We start from the raw sequence: 13,502 nt of genomic DNA on the forward strand, positions 1-13,502 counted from the left end.
CGAACTGTAGTCCCCTCTCTGCGACCCTCGGCCCCAGCAACACCGGAAACCGCGCCATGACCTTTTCCCTCGTCGGCCACTGTCCCGAAACCGGACAGTTCGGCCTCGTCATCTCCTCCTCCTCTCCTGCCGTCGCGGCGCGTTGCGCCTTTGCCCGTGCGGGCACCGGCGCCGTCTGCTCCCAGAATGTCACCGATCCACGGCTGGGGCCCAGGGCGCTCGACCTGATGGAACAGGGTGCCACCCCGGCAGAGGCGCTCTCGATCCTCGAAAGGGTCGGCCATCACATGGACTACCGGCAGGTTCTGGCCGTCGGTCGCGGCGGGGACAGCGCCATCCTCTCGGGCACCAGCGTCCTGGGCCAGTGGGGAGAGGCCCAGGGCCCCTGCTGTGCTGCCGCCGGGAACCTGCTGGCCGATACCGCCGTGCCCCAGGCCATGATCTCGGCCTTTCGCGACAGCACGAGCACGCTCGGCACCCGGCTGATCACCGCATTGCAGGCCGGGCTGGCCGCCGGCGGCGAAGCCGGGCCGGTGCATTCCGCCGGGCTGCTTCTGGTCGACCGGCAAAGCTGGCCGCTGGCGGAATTGCGCATCGACTGGACCGAGGACTGCCCGATCACGGCCCTCGCCGCCGCCTGGGCCGTCTACGAACCCCAGGCGCAGGCCTATGTCACCCGGGCGCTCGACCCGCGCGACGCCCCGTCCTACGGTGTTCCCGGCGACGAATGATCGCCGAAACCGCACAGGACGGAACCACACAGGACGACGGGCCCCATGCCGCTACGATTCACGCTCAGGCAGCTTGAATATTTCATCGCCGTGGGGGAGGCGGGCAGCATCGCCATGGCGGCGGAGAAGGTGAACGTCTCCGCCCCTTCCATGTCCTCCGCCATCGCCCAGCTGGAAGCCGGTTTCGGCGTGCAGCTCTTTACCCGGCGCCATGGCCAGGGCCTGTCACCGACACCGGCGGGCGAACGGTTCCTGGACCAGGCGCGCGCCGTGCTGAACGAGGCCGGACGGCTCAACGATCTGGCCACCATCTTCACCGACACGGTGCGCGGCTCGCTGCGCGTCGGCTGCCTGCGCACCTTCGTGCCCACGATGTTTCCGTTGCTGCGGCGCGGGTTCGAGGACAAGCATGAAAACGTCGACCTGTCGCAGAGGGAACTCGACCAGGCGCAGATCCTCGACGCGCTCGGCGCCGGGCGCATCGACCTGGCGCTGACCTACGACCTGGCCCTGCCCGCCGACGTCAGCTTCGAACCGCTGCACAGCCTGCCACCCCTTGTCCTGCTCGCCCCCGATCATCCGCTGGCCGGCCACGCGCGGCTGACCCCGGCGCAGCTGCTGGATCATTCCATGGTCCTTCTGGATCTGCCGCACAGTGCCGATTACTTCATGGCGCTCTTTCGCGGTCTCGGGCAGCGCCCGCGCATCAGCGAACGAACGGCGGACGTCGCCGTACAACGCAGCCTCGTCGCCTCGGGCTACGGCTACGGCATCACCAACCTGCGGACCGTTTCGACCCAGGCGATGGATGGCCGCCCGTTGAAGTTCATTCCCCTGGACACCGACCTGCCGCCGCTGCAGCTGGGCCTGGCCATGGCCCGCGCGACCCATGTCTCCCGCACCATCCGCGCCTTCATCGACCATTGCCACGAAGCGGCCGACGCAGGCGCGCTTCCGGGCCTCGTCGCGGCGCATTGATCCCGGCTCCGGGGCCAACCAGACTGGCAACCAGACTGGCCCCGCATGACAAATCCCGTCAGCCCGGGCGCCGCCCCTTCACAGCCCCCCGCGAATGCCTAGTTTCAGGGGCAGAACGACGATTTACGCCAACCCGATATTTTCGAAACGGATTTTACCATGCCCCGCATTTCCGCCTCCCGCACCGCCCCGATCCTCGCCACGCTCGCCCTCTGCGCCATGCCGTTCCAGGCCGCCTGGGCGATCACCTACAACAACGGGCAGGAACTGGCCTTCTCCTTCCAGAACAGCCACGGCAAGTGGTTCGCCTGCGGCCCGATCCAGTGCACCGACATCTCCGACCCGACCGAAGACAAGGCGCTCGGCTACGTGATCAAGCCCAAGGGTCGCTACCTGGGCCAGTACGGGCGCTGCTACTTCTACCAGAACGGCAATCCCGTCGATGGCGGGGACTATTCGACCGACTGGGTGATCCGCCGCGCCAACGACAAGTGCTGACAGCAGGCCAAGGGGCCCCCGGGACAATACCCCGGGGGCCATTCACCTGACGGCCCGCGGTCCTCAGTCGATGTCAAAGACCACGCCCTGCGCCAGCGGCAGCTCGGACGAATAGTTGATCGTGTTGGTCGCCCGCCGCATGTAGGCGCGCCAGGCGTCCGATCCGCTTTCCCGGCCGCCGCCGGTCTCCTTCTCTCCGCCGAAGGCCCCGCCGATCTCCGCGCCGGAGGTGCCGATGTTGACGTTGGCGATCCCGCAATCGGAGCCCCGCGCCGACAGGAACACCTCCATCTCCCGCAGGTCCGTGGTGAAGATCGACGAAGACAGGCCCCCGCCCACCGCGTTGTGGCTCTCCAGCACCGCATCGAAATCGGAATACTTCATGACATAGAGGATCGGCGCGAAGGTCTCCCGCAGGACGGGGCCCGCCTGCTCCGGCATCTCCACCAGGGCGGGCTTCACGTAATAGGCCGTCTCGGGCCCCACCGCCTGCCGCGCGCCGCCATGGACGATCCCGCCCAGCGCCGCCGCCTCTTCCAGCGCCGATGCCATGGCCTCATGGGCGGCACCGTCGATCAGCGGGCCGACCAGGGCCTGGGTCTCCAGCGGGTTGCCCACGCTGACGGAGGCATAGGCCTTCTTCAGTGCCGGCACGATCTGGTCATAGACATCCTCGTGCACGAACAGCCGCCGCATGCTGGTGCACCGCTGCCCGGCGGTGCCCATGGCGCCGAAGGCCACCGCGCGCAGGGTCATGTCCAGGTCGGCCGAGGGGCAGACGATGCCGGCGTTGTTGCCGCCCAGCTCCAGGATATACTTGCCGAAGCGTGCCGCGACCTTCGGGCCCACGATCCGCCCCATCCGGGTCGACCCGGTGGCAGAGATCAGCGCGACCCCGGGGTTGTCGACCAGCGCCTCGCCCACCTCCGGCCCACCGACCAGCACCTGGCTCAGCCCCTCCGGCGCATCCGTGCCGAACCGTGCGATGGCGCGCTCCAGCACCGCCTGGCAGGCCAGCGCGGTCAGCGGGGTCTTCTCCGACGGCTTCCAGATCACCGGATCGCCACAGACCAGCGCCAGCGCCGCGTTCCAGCACCAGGGTGCACAGGGGAAGTTGAAGGCGGTGATGATCCCCACCACCCCCAGCGGGTGCCAGGTCTCCATCATCCGGTGGCCCGGGCGCTCCGTCGCGATGGTCAGCCCATAAAGCTGGCGTGAAAGGCCCACGGCGAAATCGCAGATGTCGATCATCTCCTGCACTTCGCCCAGCCCCTCGGAGGGCGACTTGCCCGCCTCGATCGACACCATGCGCCCCAGGTCCTCCTTCGACCGGCGCAGCTCCTCGGCGAAGAGCCGCACCAGTTCGCCACGGCGCGGCGCGGGCACCAGGCGCCAGGCACGAAAGGCGGTTCCGGCCCGGGCGATCGCGGCCTCGGTATCGGCCACCGAATGCACCGCCAGATGCGCCACCGGCGCGCCGGTGACGGGGCTGACCACCGCCATGCCCCCGGGGGCGGAAAGGGCAGCGCTTGCGCCGCAGTTCGCCATGGTTTCGGCGGTGATCTGCAGAAGGGGTTCGGTCATGACAGCTCCTCGGAAGCGGGGTCGGAATGGCGCTCACCCGGGCCGCCACGCGCAACCGCAAGGGCGCTGGCAGGAGGCCAGGTAATGCTCTGCGCTCATGCTAGCCCCAGGTCTGCGCCCCGGCCAACGATGGTTCCACATGCCTCCATTCCGGTTTCGCATGGCCTTCGCCCGACGCGCGCGTTTACATGTCCCCGCCCGAAGAGGAGAGCCCAATGCCCCAGCAACGCCGCGACCTGCCCGATATCCGCATGCTGGTCACCTTCGAATGCGCCGCCCGCCACGGCAATTTCACCCGCGCCGCGCAGGAGCTTTCCCTCACCCAAAGCGCGGTCAGCCGCCAGATCCGCGACCTGGAGGCGCAGATCGGCAAGCCGCTGTTCGAAAGGGTGCGCGGGCGCGTCGTCACCACCCAGGCCGGCCGCGCCTTCCTGGCAGAGGTCGAAGACCTCCTCGACATGGCCAATGCCACCATGCGCCATGTCACCGCCGGGGCGCAGGGAGAACGCATCCTTGCCGTCAACGCCCCGCCCACCTTTGCCTCCCGCTGGCTGGTGCCGCGGCTGTCGGGCTACCTGCAGCAGCACCCCGATACCCGTTTCGACATCACCACGCGCCGCGACCTGTTCGATTTCGCCACCACCCAGTGCGACCTGGCCATCCACTTCGGTCAGCCCGCCTGGCCCGGCGCCCAGTGCACCTACCTGTGCAGCGAACTCGTGGTGCCCGTGGCCGGTGGCGCCCTGCGCGACACGCCGCTCCGCGACGCCCAGGACCTGGCAGAGGCGCCGAAGATCCACCAGACGGGGCGCCCGCAGCTCTGGACCGACTGGTTCCGCCGCTGCGGCGTGGATCTGGCGGCGCCGAACGAAGGCCACTGGTTCGAACAGTTTTCCCTGACGATCGAGGCAGTCAAATCCGGCCTGGGGTTCGGCCTGCTGCCGCGCTACCTCATCGAAAGCGAGCTCGCCCGGGGCGACCTGCTGATCCCGCTTGATATCCCGCTGTCCACCGACAAGGCCTATTACATCGCTACGCCCGAAGGCCGGGCAGACGCCGCCCGCGATTTCCGCGACTGGATGATTGGCACCGTCTCCTTCCGCCCCCTCGCCTGAAAGCCGGAACAGCCCCCGCGCACGGCTACCCTTCGGCTTTCCCGGCAAGCGCCGCGACAAGGGCGCCCGGACGGAACGGACGGATCGGCATCTGCACCGCGCCGATACCGATCCGCCCGTGCCCTGCTCATTCGCTTTCGACAGGCTCGGCCAGGGGTTCCTCTGCCGCTGCGCTGACGCCAGGCGAACGCTCGGCCACATCCGCGAAATGGCGGAGCGAGAACAGGTGAAGCAGGGTGCATTCCAGCTCGTCCGTGCGGAACATCTGCGCAACCACATCGTCCCCCAGGGCCTTCAGCTTTTCGCGGTTAACCGTCTGGAAACCGGTCAGCGTGCGTGGCTCTCCTCCCGGCAGGGCGAAGGTCGCCCGCATCGGCTGCAGCAAGTCCAGATCGACCAGGCGCTTGCAGTAAAGCTGGGTCCGGCTGAAACGCACCTGGTAATCCTGCAGGAAGGCGACGACACCGCGCAGGTACTGGGTCTGGGCGCCTTCGGCATCGAAAAGCTTCTCGCCGCGCCCCTCTTCGTTCACCCCCGCGTAGCCTTCGTCGACATGCAGAACCAGCTTCTTCTCCGCCGTCTCATGCGAGAAGACGAAAGGATAGCGACGGATGAATTCGGGCAGGTATTTGCCCGTCCAGCTCCCATCCTCGGCCAGGAAGGCATTTTTTGCCCCCTCGACACCCAGAATGGCGGTGGGGATGATATTGTCGCCCTTGCCCGCGAAGACGATGGGGAACTGCGCCGCCGCTGCGGCAAACTCCGACGCCACCAGCGGAACCGAGTTCACCTCCGAGGCAAAGCTGAAGTCGTCGCCGGCCTTCACGCTGGTCTTGCCGTGGCGGGCAAAGCTTACCGGCATGGCGTTCTCGTAGAAGAAAAGCTGCTTGGTCATAATGATCACTCCGTTAATCGGCCACGCCACTTTTGGCGTTGATTGGCCATGGTCAAGGGTTGGCCCGGTCATCCAGGCCCATGAGCAAGGGCGCCGCATCGCCTTCGTCGATTTCGAGCGTCAGGCTGCAGCGCTGACCTGCGGGAATACGCCCGCCCGGGTTGGGCAGGCTCAACCGCAGGCCGAAAGTGTCCGAGGTCGCATCGAAGACCTGGTCGATCACGGAAATTTCGGCCGTCACCTGCTCTCCGGCGGGCTGGCGCAGCGTAATCAACCCGGCATCGCCGAGGGCCAGCTGTTCATAGGCCGAGATCGGCAGGAAGGCTTCGACGTAGAGCGGATCCAGCGCGGCGATCTGCACGATCTCCGCATCCTGCCCGACATATTCCCCGACATCGAGCGATCGGGTGACGACGATCCCGTCGATCGGGCTCTCGATGCTGCGCAGGTCCAGCGTTGCCTGCAGCCGGTCAAGCTCGAGCCGGGCCAGGTCCAGCGCCATCTCGAGGCTGCGGATCTCGGCCCGGTTGACCTCTAGCTCGGCCTCGACCTCGTCCAGCTGCGCCTGGGTGGCTCTGCCCCGTGCGAAAAGCTCATGGGTCCGCGCGGCGCTGCTTTCGGCAAGGGCCAGGCGGGCCTGCTGCGCCTCCAGATCAGAGCGGTCATTGGCGGCGGCGCGCTGCGCCACGACGGCGGCGGCCTCGACCCGGTCTTCCAGCCGGGCGACGCGCTGCCCGGCACGCAGGTGATCGCCACGCTCCACGTCGATCTCGGCCAGAACGCCCGTCACCGGACTGCCAAGCGCCAGCTGGCGGCTGGGGCGAAGCACGCAGTCGAACTGCGCCTCGGCAAGCGCGGGCGCCGCCGTCAGGGCCAGAATTGTCAGGGCCAGAACCGTCGGGGCCAGAAAGCCGAATTCAATCAGCCGAACCGGCAAATGCCATCGCATCGTTCAGTACCTCTTCCTGTCTTTGCAGATCGCGCCGCATGCGGGCATGCAGCGCCTCGGCCCGGGCCTGGGCCCGCGCGACCAGTTCGGCCCGCCGCCAGGGCAGCCAGCGGGCCAGCCAGCGCGCCCGCGCCGGGGCATGGGCCAGCACCAGCGCGTCTTCCAGCGACAGCACAGGCCGGAACGAACCAGGATCGCCCTGCCGCCCGGCGCGGCCTGCAAGCTGCCGGTCGATCCTGCTGCTGTCGTGGGCCTCGCTCATCAGCACCGCCAGCCCGCCCCGCGCGCGCACCGCGTCGCCCAGCTTGATGTCGGCCCCGCGTCCGGCCATGTTCGTCGCCACGGTGATCCGCCCCGCCTGCCCTGCGGCCGAGATCAGCATCGCCTCTTCCGCATCCTGCGCCGCCGAAAGCACCTCGTGCACCAGCCCACGCGCCTGCAGAACGCGGCTCGCCTCGGCGCTGGCAGCGACCGAGCGGGTCCCGATCAGCACCGGCCGCCCAGCGGCCTGCAACTGTTCGGCCTGGCGGGCGATCTCGCGCCAGCGGGCCGCGCCGGTGCGGAATATCAATGGCCGCAAGGCGCGGCGCTGCACCGGGCGGTGGGTCGGGATCTTCGCCGTGGCCAGCCCGTAGCCTTCATACATCTCGCGCGCGACTTCCTCGACCGTGCCGGACATGCCCCCGATCCGGTCATACCGGGAGAAGAAGCGCTGGCAGGTGGTGCGCGCCAGAGTGACCCTGCCGCCCGAAAGCTCGACCTGTTCCTTGAGCTCGATCATCTGGTGCAGCCCGTCGGTCCAGAAGCGGTCAGGCATGGCGCGGCCTGTATATTCGTCAATGATCACCACCTTGCCATCGCGCAGCAGGTAATGTTCGTCGCGATGGAAAAGATGACGGGCGGTCAGGGACTTGGTCACCAGATCCTCGCGCACCACGCGATTTGCCAGAAGGCCCTCGGTCGCCGCATCGGCCAGCCGGCGCGACCCGGCCGGGGTCAGCGCAACCCGGCGCGCCGAGGTGTCGACGGTATAATCCCCGGAGCCTAGGGGCCGGGCCAGCGCATCGGCGGCGGCCAGCAATTCGGGGGCAAAATTCGCCGGCCCCTCGCCCGACAGGACCAGCGGCGTGCGCGCCTCGTCGATCAGCACGCTGTCGGCTTCGTCGATCAGCGCAAAGGCCAGCCCGCGCAGCAGCGTCACCGCGCCCCGGCTGCCATGGCCCTGCGCCACCCGCCGACGCAAAGCACCCGGCTGGGCGCCGGAAATCCGGTCCTTCAGAAAGTCGAAGGCGATCTCGGTGTTGGAGCAATAGGTGACATCGCACCGATAGGCCCGGGCGCGCTCTTCCGGGGCCATCTCCTGGGTGACGAGCCCGACACTCAGCCCAAGGGCCGCATAGACCGGTGTCATCTCTTCGCAGTCACGGCTGGCAAGGTAGTCGTTGGCAGTGATCACATGGACCGGGCGCCCCGTCAGCGCCATCCCCGCGGCAGACAGGGTCGCGGTCAGGGTCTTGCCCTCACCCGTGGCCATCTCGGCCAGCTGGCCGCGCATCATCGCCCAGCCCCCCATCAGCTGCACCGGGTAATGCCGGTAGCCCAGGGTGCGCGCCGCCGCCTCGCGCACATGCGCGAAGAGAGGGGCCGCATGAGCCAAATCCGCAGGCTCGTCCAGGGCGGCCCGTTGCCCGGCCGCGCGGGCGCTATGCTTCAGCGCCGCATCGTCCAGCCCGGCCAGGGCTTTCTCGGCCCGCAGCACTGCCGGGGTGATCCGGCGCAGCGCCCGCCCGCGCAACCGCGGCGTTGCCGCCACCCAATATCCCCCTGCCTGCGCCCAGAGCCTGTCAGCCAGGCCCGTCCGAGGCAGCTTTGCCTCATGGCCCAGCCAGGGCTCGCGGGCGATGCGGTCGGGGGAAAAGAGCGCTGCGTCAGACATCGAACTGCCTCAGGAACATCTGGCGCAGGCTGCGTGCCAGCCGCCACGCCAGCGGCTCGGCCCCGTGATCGAAGCGGATATGCACCCGCTCACCGATCGTGATCCGGTCCAGTGGAAGCCGCGCATCAATCTCGAACAGGAAATGCGGATCGAGCGCCCTCAGCCCCTCCGCATCGGCCGGGTCGAGCGCGATCCGTCCACCACCCCGCACGCCAAGCGCCGCCGAGGGCAGGCTCCGCGTGGCCTTTGGCGTGGCCTGAACGATGCGCGCGGCCAGCGGTGCGCCCTCGGCGCCGGGCAGCATTACCGCCACCCCCTTCAGGCGGCGGCGTACCAGATCGGCGCGGGCCTGGGGCACCGCGACGCGGATCCTGGCATCACCCTCGTTCAGGATATAGCCCAGCCGCATACCGCGTTCGACATATCGCCCGGCCAGGTCGGAGGCGCGCGGCACCACCAGCCTTCCGGCACGCGGCGCCACCATATGCAGCCCTGAAAGCTGCTCGTCGATCCGCGCCAGGGTCGCCTCGGACTGGCCGATCTGCTCATGCAGGATCGCCACCTGGGCCGGATCGGCACCGATCTCCCGGTCAAGCTTCAGCACCAGTTCGGCCCGCTGGGCGGCAATCAGGTCTCGCCGCGCGGCAAGGCTGTCGTCGCGCAGATCCAGCAGTGGCGCCCCGGCGGCGACTGCTCCTCCCTCGGCCAGGCGTTCCACGAAACCGGTGCCCGAAATGCTCAGGATCGCCGCCTCATCAAGCTGGATCACCCCATCGGCCGACGTGCCATAGGGCAGCGGCAGCGCCAGCACCGCCAGGCCCAGGATCGCCGCCGCCAGCCCCGACAAGGTCAGCGCCCGGCCCCTGCGACCCCGCAGCTCGGGTGCCTCTGCCAGCCACCATATTCCCTTGAAGGCGGGAAAGACGAAGGCGGTGCTGACCGCCCAGATCGCCAGGATCACCCCGACAAAGAAGAACTGCTTGGCCACGAAAATCGCGATCCCCATCACCACCGACAACCGGTACAGGAAGGACCCCATAGCATAGGCCATGAACCAGCCGCGCTCTCCCGGCGCCGTCGCGGGCGAGGCCGAGCTGCGCAGGCCGAAGACGTGGCGACGCAGGACATGGAAGAAATGCTTGTTGGCCCGGCTCGCCAGGTTGGGGATCTCGATCAGGTCGGCCAGCACGTAGTAACCGTCGAAACGCAGCAACGGGTTGCCGTTGAAGACCAGCGTGGAAATGCCGCCGATCAGCGCCGCGTCGAAGGCGGCGGCGCGAAGCAGGCCAGGCTCGGCACTCGCCCAGATGATCATCGCGGCGCCGGCCACGAACAGCTCCACCAGGATCCCGGCACCACCGACCGCGGCGCGCTGCCACTTGCTCCGGAAGGCCGCTGCGGCGGAGGCATCCACATAGGGCATCGGCACCAGGACCAGGAACATGAACCCCATCTCGTGCACTTCGCCGCCCCAGCGTTTCACCGCATAGCCATGGCCGAATTCATGCAGCGCCTTGATCGCGGGATAGACCAGCGCCAGCAGCAGAAGGTTTTCGGACAGGAAGACCCGGTCGGCCAGCCCGCCGGTCAGCTCGTCCCAGTTCAGCACCGCCAGGGTCAGCCCCGCGCCCACCACCGCCAGCCAGAGCAGCACACCGACCCAGCCGAAGATCCAGCGCACCAGCGGCAAGGTGGCGGAAAGAAAGCGATCAGGATCCCAGACCGGGATGCGCAGGGCCAGCGGGTTGCGGATCCGCTGCAGCAGCGCGCCGCTTTCGCGGCTGCGCGCGCGAAAGGCCAGCTCTTCGATGTCCTGGGGCATGTCGCCCGCCATCAGATCGGCGCGATGCAGTTGCGCCAGCAGGCGGATCGCCTCGTCCTGGGTCGGCGGCTCGGCCTCGGTTCCGGCCCAGGCGGTGGCGGCCTCCCAGATCTGCGCCATGCTGCGGCGCCCGTCCATCAGGCCGATCATGTGATTGGCCGCAGGCGACAGCCGGTGATAGCGCCCGGTTTGATCGTCCTGAACCACGTACCAGGTTTCCCCCCGGAAGCGCTGACGGTGCAGGCGCGCATGGCTGCGCAGCCGCGGCCGCAGGGCGGAGACGCGAAACCAGTTCTCGCTGAAGACCGAGCCCGCCATCTATCCGAACCACTGCCAGAGCTTCAGCCGCGCCCAGGCCCGCGCCTCGCGCGTCCAGATGGCGATACGCAGCTGTTCGCCCTCGTCGATCTTGGCGACGCCCTTCATGCCCGGGCCGATACCCTCGGTGCTGTCGGTCAGCTGTGCCTCGACCCGGAACTGGTTGCGCCCGTCGGTCACCGTGGCCACCGGCGTGACCGTCTCGACCCGGATCGGAAAGCGCATGTCGGGCAGGGCCGTGACCACCAGGGTGCCGGTATCGCCCGGGGTGATCTCTGCAATCCGGGCCTCGTCCACCGACAGGGTGATGCGCATCTCCCCTGCCGGAGCGACCTCGAACAGCAGATCCCCGCGGCTGACCGAACTGCCAATGTGATGGGTCAGATCGCCCGAGACGATGACGCCGTCGAAAGGCGCGCGCATCTCGGCCCGGGCAAGCTGAGCATCGACGAGCGCGATCTGGGCCCGGGCCTGGGCAATCTGCGTGCGAATGATCTGCGCCTCGGACCGATCTCCCTCGCCCAGGGCGCGGTTGTATTCCAACTCTTTCTGACGCTCCTCGGTCAGCCAGCGCAGCCGTTCCAGTGCCATGTCGCGATCGTCGAGCGCCGCGATCACCTCGCCCTCCTGCACCGCGTCGCCGGCCCGCAGGGCAGCGCTGCGGACATAGCCGTCATAGGGCGCCACGACGCCACGCAGGGTGGCCCCTTCGACAACGGCCTCGGTCGCGATGCGATAGGGGCCTGTCCAGGTGGCAACGACTGCGGTCAGCCCGATCAGAGCCAGCATCGCCAGCTTGCGCCCGGCATGGCCCGGGCCGATCAGCCGGATCAGCTGTCGCCAGCCGGTTTCGGCAGCGGTGACGATCAGCCAGCGGTCGTTCAGCCGCTTGTCCCACAGGGCGGGGCCGACAAGGCTGGTGATGAAATCGAGAAAGCCGACCTCTTCGGCACTGAAGGGCCGGTCTGCCGCGCGTTCGAAGACGATGGCGCCCCGGGGCTGCGCTTCGACCCGGAACGGCAGGGTCAGCACCGCCGAAGGGCCGTGACCGCGCGCGAGGTCCTCCTGCGCGCGGGTTGAGTTGATCTCCCCCTCCGGAGCCGGATGGCTGAGGGCGGCGCGCTGGTCGATGGCCTCGTCCATCGCGGCGGCGGCCTGCCGGTTCAGCGCCATCCGCTTGCCGAATTCGGCGGAATGGGAGACGGCGGCGATCTCGCTGCGGCCGCGGCGGCGAAAGCCCAGGCTGACCCGCTCGGCGCCCGAAAGCCGCGCCAGCCGGTTGACCACCTCCAGGGCGGCGGCGCGGCTGTCCCCATGCTCCATCGCGGCCGCGAAGACCTCATGGGCGGCGCGCATGGCTGCACGTGCCCCGGCCTCGCGGGCGTCCTCTTCGCCGCGCCGGGCCTCGCGCAGCCAGGCAGCGCCCCAGGCCAGGGCACGGCTCGCATTGCGCAAACGCTGCGGGCTGGCATCCAGGATGCGGATCACCGCAGCGCCCCAGGGCCGGGCCCCGGCCTCTGCCAGGGGCTGCCCCAGCAGCGCGGTGCGGGGGGCCTCCTGCGGACGGTCGACCACGGGCGCGGCGGTTTCCAGACAGCGCAGGGCGACCCGGTCCGCCGCTTCGGGCGACAGCTCTCCCTCGCGGGCAAGGGCCCGGGCACCTTCCGCGCTCAGCCGGTAGACGGCCCCCGCATCTGCACCTGCCTGGCGCAACTGCAGCTCAAGCCAGGGGGCGGCCAGCCGGTCAAGATCACCGCCCCGGCGCAGGGCCTCCCAGGCGGCACTGTCGCTTGCCACGACATCCGGGCGGGCTGCATGTTTTCCCCTCAGGCGAGTCCTCTGCTGCATATCCTGCGGGCTCATTCCACACCTGCTCCGAACGGCAAATTCCTGCCCCGGCCGCTTGCTGTACACATCCTCCGGTAGTACGCTTTTCCCGTGTTACACGGGAAGGGTCCGGGATGAGCGACATCGGCAAGCTTCAGCGGGAATTCTATTTTCCGACGGGGATTTACTACAGGGACCTGCCCGATGCGCCTGCCCTCAACACGGCGCTTCTTGCGGCGATCGAGGCCGAGCGTCGTGCCGATCTGAAGGGGATCGAACGCTCGAATGTCGCACCGCTTGGCGGCTGGCACAGCAAGACCGACCTGCACAGGAAGGCCCCCTTCGCCGGGTTCTGCCAACAGTTGCTGCAGACCGCCGCCGATATCGGCGAGATGCAGGGCTACGACCCCGCTTATGAGCTTGCCATCGACAACCTCTGGTCGATCATCAATCCCCCGGGCAGCTACAACCGCGCCCATATCCACCCCAATTCGCTCTGGAGCGGGGTCTATTACATTCAGGTTCCGCCAAAGTCGGGGCGCATCCTGTTCACCGATCCGCGCACCCAGGCGCTTTCCCACCAGGCACGCTTCGACCCCGCCCGCCCGCGTACGGCCGAAAGCTGGACCGAGGTCTATTACGAACCTGTCGCAGGGCGGATGATCCTGTTTCCCAACTGGCTTTATCATGAGGTCGAAGTGAACCTCTCGGATGCGGAAGGATCCGCAGCCGAGCGGATCATCCTGAGTTTCAATCTGTTCCAGCGCCGCAAGGGCTGAGCCCCGCGCTTCGCCTTTCTGTCCAGGGCACGCATCGGGGCCCGGCGCGGCGGCGAACAGGCCCTTTCGG

11 protein-coding genes are annotated in these 13,502 nt (G+C 68.5%); 5 read left to right on the forward strand and 6 right to left on the reverse strand.

The features are described 5' to 3' along the window. The first annotated feature begins 56 nt into the window (after positions 1–56). The 3 genes from AC2IR1_RS00530 (at position 57) to AC2IR1_RS00540 (ending at position 2,207) form a co-directional block, all read left to right on the forward strand. Positions 57–731 (forward strand): DUF1028 domain-containing protein, encoded by a 675-nt coding sequence (locus AC2IR1_RS00530; RefSeq protein WP_486474333.1) that lies wholly within the window; start codon positions 57–59, stop codon positions 729–731. A gap of 45 nt (positions 732–776) precedes the next feature. Beyond that, positions 777–1,709 (forward strand): LysR family transcriptional regulator, encoded by a 933-nt coding sequence (locus tag AC2IR1_RS00535; protein WP_486474334.1) that lies wholly within the window; start codon positions 777–779, stop codon positions 1,707–1,709. A gap of 159 nt (positions 1,710–1,868) precedes the next feature. Then, positions 1,869–2,207 (forward strand): hypothetical protein, encoded by a 339-nt coding sequence (locus tag AC2IR1_RS00540; RefSeq protein ID WP_486474335.1) that lies wholly within the window; start codon positions 1,869–1,871, stop codon positions 2,205–2,207. A gap of 63 nt (positions 2,208–2,270) precedes the next feature. On the opposite strand, the gene amaB is transcribed toward AC2IR1_RS00540, so the two are convergent. Continuing rightward, positions 2,271–3,791 carry an L-piperidine-6-carboxylate dehydrogenase gene (gene amaB, locus AC2IR1_RS00545; protein WP_486474336.1) on the reverse strand — a complete coding sequence of 507 codons (1,521 nt, stop codon included), beginning with the start codon at positions 3,789–3,791 and terminating at the stop codon, positions 2,271–2,273. Between the two features lie 215 nt (positions 3,792–4,006). Here amaB and AC2IR1_RS00550 point away from each other — a divergent pair, with 215 nt between their 5' ends. Beyond that, a complete protein-coding gene (locus tag AC2IR1_RS00550; protein ID WP_486474337.1) occupies positions 4,007–4,906 on the forward strand; it encodes a LysR family transcriptional regulator in 900 nt (299 codons plus the stop codon). A 127-nt stretch (positions 4,907–5,033) separates the two neighbouring features. Here AC2IR1_RS00550 and AC2IR1_RS00555 read toward each other — a convergent pair whose 3' ends face one another. The 5 genes from AC2IR1_RS00555 to AC2IR1_RS00575 are packed head-to-tail and all read right to left on the reverse strand — an operon-like array spanning position 5,034 to position 12,674. Next, positions 5,034–5,801, reverse strand: coding sequence for a SapC family protein (locus AC2IR1_RS00555; protein ID WP_486474338.1), 768 nt, complete (start codon positions 5,799–5,801; stop codon positions 5,034–5,036). A gap of 52 nt (positions 5,802–5,853) precedes the next feature. Continuing rightward, a complete protein-coding gene (locus tag AC2IR1_RS00560; RefSeq protein WP_486474339.1) occupies positions 5,854–6,750 on the reverse strand; it encodes an efflux RND transporter periplasmic adaptor subunit in 897 nt (298 codons plus the stop codon). Further along, positions 6,719–8,686, reverse strand: a complete 1,968-nt coding sequence (locus AC2IR1_RS00565) for a preprotein translocase subunit SecA (protein ID WP_486474340.1) — start codon at positions 8,684–8,686, stop codon at positions 6,719–6,721. The genes AC2IR1_RS00560 and AC2IR1_RS00565 overlap by 32 nt, the downstream gene beginning before the upstream one ends. Further along, positions 8,679–10,826 carry a peptidase M50 gene (locus AC2IR1_RS00570; protein WP_486474341.1) on the reverse strand — a complete coding sequence of 716 codons (2,148 nt, stop codon included), beginning with the start codon at positions 10,824–10,826 and terminating at the stop codon, positions 8,679–8,681. Before AC2IR1_RS00570 ends, AC2IR1_RS00565 begins: the two co-directional genes overlap by 8 nt. Then, the gene (locus tag AC2IR1_RS00575) at positions 10,827–12,674 is read right to left on the reverse strand and encodes a GAF domain-containing protein (RefSeq protein ID WP_486474342.1); all 1,848 of its coding nucleotides are present in this window, start codon (positions 12,672–12,674) and stop codon (positions 10,827–10,829) included. 113 nt (positions 12,675–12,787) lie between these two features. On the opposite strand from AC2IR1_RS00575, the gene AC2IR1_RS00580 reads away from it, so the two are divergent. Further along, a complete protein-coding gene (locus tag AC2IR1_RS00580) occupies positions 12,788–13,432 on the forward strand; it encodes a TIGR02466 family protein (RefSeq protein WP_486474343.1) in 645 nt (214 codons plus the stop codon). Positions 13,433–13,502: the final 70 nt, after the last annotated feature.

This window comes from Pseudooceanicola sp. NS-SX8 (assembly GCF_057380755.1).

Bases quoted from the DNA above. Each gene is read 5' to 3' on its own strand.
- AC2IR1_RS00580 (WP_486474343.1), top strand. From the start codon at position 12,788: ATGAGCGACATCGGCAAGCTTCAGCGGGAATTCTATTTTCCGACGGGG.
- AC2IR1_RS00550 (WP_486474337.1), top strand. From the start codon at position 4,007: ATGCCCCAGCAACGCCGCGACCTGCCCGATATCCGCATGCTGGTCACC.
- AC2IR1_RS00555 (WP_486474338.1), bottom strand. From the start codon at position 5,801: ATGACCAAGCAGCTTTTCTTCTACGAGAACGCCATGCCGGTAAGCTTT.
- AC2IR1_RS00535 (WP_486474334.1), top strand. From the start codon at position 777: ATGCCGCTACGATTCACGCTCAGGCAGCTTGAATATTTCATCGCCGTG.
- AC2IR1_RS00570 (WP_486474341.1), bottom strand. From the start codon at position 10,826: ATGGCGGGCTCGGTCTTCAGCGAGAACTGGTTTCGCGTCTCCGCCCTG.
- AC2IR1_RS00540 (WP_486474335.1), top strand. From the start codon at position 1,869: ATGCCCCGCATTTCCGCCTCCCGCACCGCCCCGATCCTCGCCACGCTC.
- AC2IR1_RS00575 (WP_486474342.1), bottom strand. From the start codon at position 12,674: ATGCAGCAGAGGACTCGCCTGAGGGGAAAACATGCAGCCCGCCCGGAT.
- amaB (WP_486474336.1), bottom strand. From the start codon at position 3,791: ATGACCGAACCCCTTCTGCAGATCACCGCCGAAACCATGGCGAACTGC.
- AC2IR1_RS00560 (WP_486474339.1), bottom strand. From the start codon at position 6,750: ATGCGATGGCATTTGCCGGTTCGGCTGATTGAATTCGGCTTTCTGGCC.
- AC2IR1_RS00565 (WP_486474340.1), bottom strand. From the start codon at position 8,686: ATGTCTGACGCAGCGCTCTTTTCCCCCGACCGCATCGCCCGCGAGCCC.
- AC2IR1_RS00530 (WP_486474333.1), top strand. From the start codon at position 57: ATGACCTTTTCCCTCGTCGGCCACTGTCCCGAAACCGGACAGTTCGGC.